At 58.2% G+C, this 5,562-nt stretch carries 3 protein-coding genes and 2 pseudogenes; 2 read left to right on the top strand and 3 right to left on the bottom strand.

Annotation, left to right across the window (positions count from 1 at the left end; genetic code table 11):
- The 3 genes and pseudogenes from G533_RS24305 to G533_RS0118995 all read right to left on the bottom strand — a co-directional run.
- Positions 1-287 (bottom strand): annotated as a pseudogene (locus G533_RS24305) (transposase); the annotation flags it as partial.
- 211 nt (positions 288-498) lie between these two features.
- Positions 499-1,473: pseudogene (locus tag G533_RS24300) on the bottom strand (molybdopterin-dependent oxidoreductase); the annotation flags it as partial.
- A gap of 136 nt (positions 1,474-1,609) precedes the next feature.
- The gene (locus G533_RS0118995) at positions 1,610-2,902 is read right to left on the bottom strand and encodes a metallophosphoesterase (protein WP_027951271.1); all 1,293 of its coding nucleotides are present in this window, start codon (positions 2,900-2,902) and stop codon (positions 1,610-1,612) included.
- 176 nt (positions 2,903-3,078) lie between these two features.
- On the opposite strand from G533_RS0118995, the gene G533_RS0118990 reads away from it, so the two are divergent.
- Both G533_RS0118990 and G533_RS22980 read left to right on the top strand, forming a co-directional pair.
- On the top strand, positions 3,079-4,092 hold the full coding sequence (locus tag G533_RS0118990; protein ID WP_051230694.1) for a cyclase family protein: 1,014 nt from the start codon (positions 3,079-3,081) through the stop codon (positions 4,090-4,092).
- Positions 4,093-4,455: 363 nt separating this feature from the next.
- Positions 4,456-5,385 (top strand): MFS transporter, encoded by a 930-nt coding sequence (locus G533_RS22980; protein ID WP_035529223.1) that lies wholly within the window; start codon positions 4,456-4,458, stop codon positions 5,383-5,385.
- Positions 5,386-5,562 lie beyond the last annotated feature (177 nt).

Here is a 5,562-nt window from a genome sequence, read left to right as displayed (position 1 = left end):
CGTTGTGCTGGTGTTGCCGGTTCATCAGCCACCCTGACCTTGTTGCCCCTGCCCCGTTTTGCCGGCGTGACCAACGCCCGGTGCCGACTGTTGGGTGCGAACACCCCGTGGAAGCGGGTTAGGTTGACTCTGGGCTTCGGTACCAGGGCGGCCAGCCTTGCAATGAAATCCAATGGTTCGAAAATGACGTGCGTGGTGCCGTCCCGGTACGGCGTCTTGAGCTGGTAGCGCACGTTGCCGCCTCGTGTTAACGACAGCCGCTTCTCGGATACCGCCGGGCGTGCCATCCGGGTTGCTGCAGGCGAGAAAGGGATTGCTCGCCTCGACAATCAGCGCGCGCACCTCGCCGCCGAGGATATCATCCGCCAGCATGCCCGAGGGATGGTTGCCCACCACGGTGGGAAAGCCGTCCTTGCGCTCGTGGGCCAGCAGCAGGTCGCCGGCCTCGTTCACCTCCCGCGCCATGTCGAACAGCCCCTCCCCCATCAGCGTACCGCCGCGGGCATCGAGATTGCCGGACACCGCATTGATCGCCTCCAGCAGCCAGAAGCAAAGGGTGCCGTGGCGGCCCTGGTTCACCCCGGTGGCCATGTACAGGGCCGCGCCATTGGCGGCGCGGTGGGCGGCGACCAGTTCCCGCAGGGTGTCGGCGGCAATCCCGGTGACCTCGGCCTGACGCTCCGCGCTCCACCCGGACACGCTGTCGCGCAGGGCCTGGTAGCCGGTGAAGTAGGCGTCAATCCGGTCCATGTCGACGCCGCCCCCCTGCATCAGCTCGTTGAGAAAGGCGGCCAGGAAATAGACGTCGGTATCCGGGCGAATAAAGTAGTGCTCCCCCGCCGCCGCCGTCTCCACCCGCCGCGGGTTGATGAACACCACCCGGCCGCCGCGCTTGACGATGTCCCGCATGCGGCCTTTGGCACGCGGCAGGTGGTAGAGCGTGTTGCCCGACACCGCCGGGTTGGCGCCGATCACCATGAGGAAGTCACAGTGATTCACGTCGGGAAAGGCCAGCCGGAACGGCGAGCCGTACATATCCTCGTTAACGCGAAACTTGTTGGTGGTATCGGTGGTCGGCGTACCGTAGAAACGCCGCGAGCCCAGCGCCTTGAAAAAGGCGTTGCGAAACAGCGGCGCCAGCACATTGGCACCGGCCGGCGAGCCGACGAAGTGGGCGATGCTGTCGCCGCCCCGCTCCGCGCGCAGCGCGCGGATTTTGGCGCCGATCTCCGCCATCGCCTGGTCCCAGGAAATGGGCTGCCAGCCGGAGGCGGTGCGCTTCAAGGGTTCGGTGATCCGGTCGGGGCTGTTTTGCACTGCGTCAAAATGGGTGCCCTTGACGCAGACAAAGCCCTGGCTCACGACGTGGTCGCGGTCGGGTTCGATGCGCTCCACGCGATTGTCGTTCACGGTGACCGCGAGACCGCAGGTGGCCTCGCAGATCCGGCAGAAGGTATAGCGGGTGTCACGCATCGAAGCGCTCCTCGCCTTGTCATTATTGCAATGACAGTAGCGCCGCCGCCCCGGGACCTCCAATCACCGGCCGCGGCAAAGGTCGCGCGGCATGAATACTCAAACCGGCCCCTGGCGGGGCCGGCATGATCACTGCTCAGTTGGCCGCGGCGGCACCGAAGCGCGCGCGGAAGCCCTCCAGGGTAATGACGAAGTCATCCCCCGCCAGGAACTGCTCGACCGTCTCCTTCGGCTTTTCCTTCTCCCGGTACCAGGTGGCGTAGTCCTCAACCTCGCTGCTGCCGGCCTGGTAGTGGCTGGAATAGGTGCGTACGTGGACCCTGGGCTCGGCGCCGCTCATGTCGAAATCGAGCAGCCGGAACCAGCCATCACCCACGCCCACCGGCCACTCGCCGAGCTCGTAGCCGACATCGATCAGGGTCTGGTGGCGATCCTGGTAGTCGGACAGCAACTGCCAGACCGGATTGCCGCCCTGGTTGTCGTCGACCCGCGTCGCCTGGGCGTGCTGGTGGCCGCACAGCACCAGGAAGATCTGGTCGTGCTGGCTGATGAACTTGTCCCACAGCATCTGCGGATTGTTGTGGATCGGGTCCACTTTATGGCCGTCGATCATGGCGTTGGCCTGCCGCTCGCCCTGGGTGTTGAGGTAGTCGTGGGTGGAGACGATGGTCGGCAGGCCGGGGTTTTGCTCAATCACCCGCGCGGCCCAGGCCAGGCTGTCATTGGGCGGATCGAACTGCAGGCCAATGTGCAGGAAACGGTAACCGCCGGCGCTGAAAATCTGCGCGCTGTCGGCTCCGCCGTCGTGGGAATCGACGTACCAGGACTGGTCCTTGAAGAACGCGGTATCGGCGCCAAACACCTCGCGGAAGTTATTCAGGCCGCCGGGGTGGAGTACGCCGAGACTGCCCCAGTCCGCCGGGTTGAATTCCTTGGCCGGGGGAAACTGGGAGTCGGTCCACATGGCATCGTAATCGTGGTTGCCGGGCACCACCGAGAACGGCACCTTGCCGGCGATCAGAGCGAAGCCTTCGTGGGCCTTGGGCATTTCCACCGACTTCACCTTGTCGGTCGGCGCGAAGTGGGCGTCAAACAGGGGGTTGGGCGCGGTCTTGAAGCCCCGGGCCTTGTGGTCCTCGTCCATCACTTCGGTCTGGTGCTGCCAGACATCACCGAGGGAGGTGACAAAGGCGATCTCGCCACCCGCGCTTTCCAGGTTGTCGGCGATGTACTGCATCTGCTGGATGAACATCGTGTTGGCATCGAAGGGGAAGCCTTCGGCCTTCTGGTGGGTGTAATCGAGATAGTTCTGGGTGTCGGGAATCACCGCGATGGTAAAGCGGTCGTCGCCGGCCTGCGCCAGGGGCGTCAGGGCGGCGCCAAAGGCGGCCGCGGCAACGGCGGTACGCAGGGCGTGAGAGCTGAACATGGTGTGTCGTCCTTTCATCGTTTGTTATTGGAAGTCGAAGGTAAATTCTGCGCGAACATTAACGTACGTAGTTATTATACATAATCAGCGTTGAAAATGGTAGATTAATAGCGCATAATGTCAATATATGCAAACATAAATACACTATGTAGGTATTGAGGCAGGAGAAGCAAGAGATGAATTTTAGAATACTGGTGGCGATATTATGCGGTTCACTGTTGGTAGTGCCGGTCTGGGCGGGCGGGAAAGCTGGGTGGATGCCTGCTGAGGCGAAAGCGATGTCCAAGGCGGAATTCGACGCTTTATGGAAGGGGATCTCTAACTGGGGCCGTTGGGGGAAGGACGATGAACTCGGCGCACTGAACACAATCACGCCTGAAATTCGCGCCAATGCCGCAAAACTTGTAACTGACGGAGTGACGGTTTCTCTGGCCCGGGAGGTGAGTAAACTTAAGGGTGCATATCCCAGTAACTCTCCATTCGACCACAAACTGATGATACATGAACTTGGGCCCCACCAACTCGCCGCTACGGATAGATACGCTTTTGACTATCATGGCGAAGCGCTTACACACATAGATGCTCTCTCCCATTTTGCTCATAAGGGTTTCCTTTATAACGGCTTCCCGGTCTCCGGTCTTAAACCCGATGGTGCGGATAAACTCGGCATCGAAAACGTGGCTGTTAACGGTATCTTTACACGTGCTGTGTTGGTGGATGTCCCGAGGTTCATCAAGGAGAAGTGGATGGAGCCGGGCCAAGCCCTGACGATTGAGTTCCTGAAGGAATGGGAAAAAAGAACCGGTGTCACGGTTGGCCCAGGTGACGTGTTGTTGATTCGCACTGGTCGCTGGGCAAGAGTTGCGGAGTTGGGTGACTGGAGCGTTTTGGCAGAGGGATCTGCCGGTGTTCATGCATCAGTCGCCGCCTGGGTGAAAGAACGGGACATTGCAGCTGTCGGATCCGATGGCGGTAGCGATGTGATGCCTTCAAATGTTGAAGGCTTATTCACTCCGTTTCATGAATTGGTTCAGGCTAGTTTGGGCGTGATTCTTTTCGACGGCCTCGACCTGCAGACAGTAGCTGAAGAAGCTGCAAAACGGGGAAGGCACACGTTTCTTTTTGTCGCCTCTCCTATTCGGGTGCCAGGCGGCACTGGAGCGCCCATTAACCCTCTGGCCGTTTTCTGATAGGGGCAATGCCGTTACGGTTGGCAGGAGTGGAGCTAATTCGTCCGCTCATGCTCAACGAGATAAGCAGGCGCCCGGGTTCACCCCATACGGCATTGATGCTTTTCCCTAGAGATGAGAATAGTCAATATAGTTGGCTATTTGGAAGGGAAGTCGTTAGCGGTATTCGGGAATTAGCTGCCGGCTGGGGCGTGGTCGCTGTGTGAGGACAGTTGGTTTTATTGAGGAAATGCCTTGACTAGACGATCACAATCTCCAGAGGAGGTGGTTATCAGATGACAGAAAACATTCGTAAAGCGTGCACGAGTATTGTGTGACGTGGACCGATACCTGAATTAGAAAAGAATATAAAGAATAATTTTTATGCGCCATTTGCAGAACCACTACCGCTGGATCATTGTCGCACTCACGGTCATCAATCAGGCGGCTATCATTGGCTTCGCTCTTTCCAGCTTTGCGATATTCAGTGTGCCGTGGCTGGAACAGTACAATGTCTCAGTCGGCCAGTTGATGATTCCTTCGGTCATGTTTCTGGTCATTAACAGTCTGTTGAGCCCCGTGATTGGCCCCAGGCTCGACAAAATACCGCTGCGCTTACCGATCGTCGCTGGATTTATTCTGTACGCTGGGGGCCTGGGCATTCTTGCGATGGCCAATGCATACTGGCAAGTTATCGCTGTTTACGCGCTGCTATTTTCACTTGCTACCATATTGTCGGGTACATTTATTTCGCCACTGCTGGTCAACAAGTGGTTTATCACCAACAAAGGTCTTGCGCTGGGTATATCGGTCACTGGAACTTCCGTAGGTGGCATATTATTCCCCCCCCTACTCGCCACGGCTCTCTCTGTCTATGCATTACCTACAATTATGCTTAGCATGGCTGCCTTTACACTGTTTGTATTGGTACCGTTGAACTTCCTGATTCTCAGAGTCAATCCCCCCGACGAAAACCAGCAGCACCACGGCCAGGCTAAAAAAAGCGTTTCACAGAGAGACTGGACGACAAAATCAATTATTGCATCGAGAGCCTTCTGGATACCAATGACCTTATTCATTCCAATGATGCTAGCCTTTAGCGCCATACAATTTAATCTCGGCAATTACTTACAGGAGGCTGGTCACCCCGCAGCCTTTGCGGGTCAGCTACGTATAGGAAGAATAAACGCCCTTTTCACCCAAGTCCAACAGCTTTGGACCGCAGTTGACTCTTTCGACACCCCTGCGATGCAACCCAATCCGGCTGACGGGGAGCCAGCAACGCTGAAAATTTACCCTCCTCTTTCCCACTAGCGGCTCCTTTTCCGACAACCAGCACGGCGGATCCCTGCCGCGGCGCTGTGAACGCAGCATTTTGATTGGTATCGTTGGCCTTCAGGCTCGTCAGTCAAACAGACCCAGGAGCAGCTCAGCCGGTGGCGCCCGGCTTTCGGGTAACGCCCTGGTCCCGCTGGTTTCGGCTTTGTGCTT

The sequence above is a fragment of the Haliea salexigens DSM 19537 genome (assembly GCF_000423125.1).
Lineage (GTDB): Bacteria > Pseudomonadota > Gammaproteobacteria > Pseudomonadales > Halieaceae > Haliea > Haliea salexigens.
The sequence above is the reverse complement of the archived record's forward strand: the minus strand, read 5'-3'. Positions and strand labels throughout refer to the sequence as shown.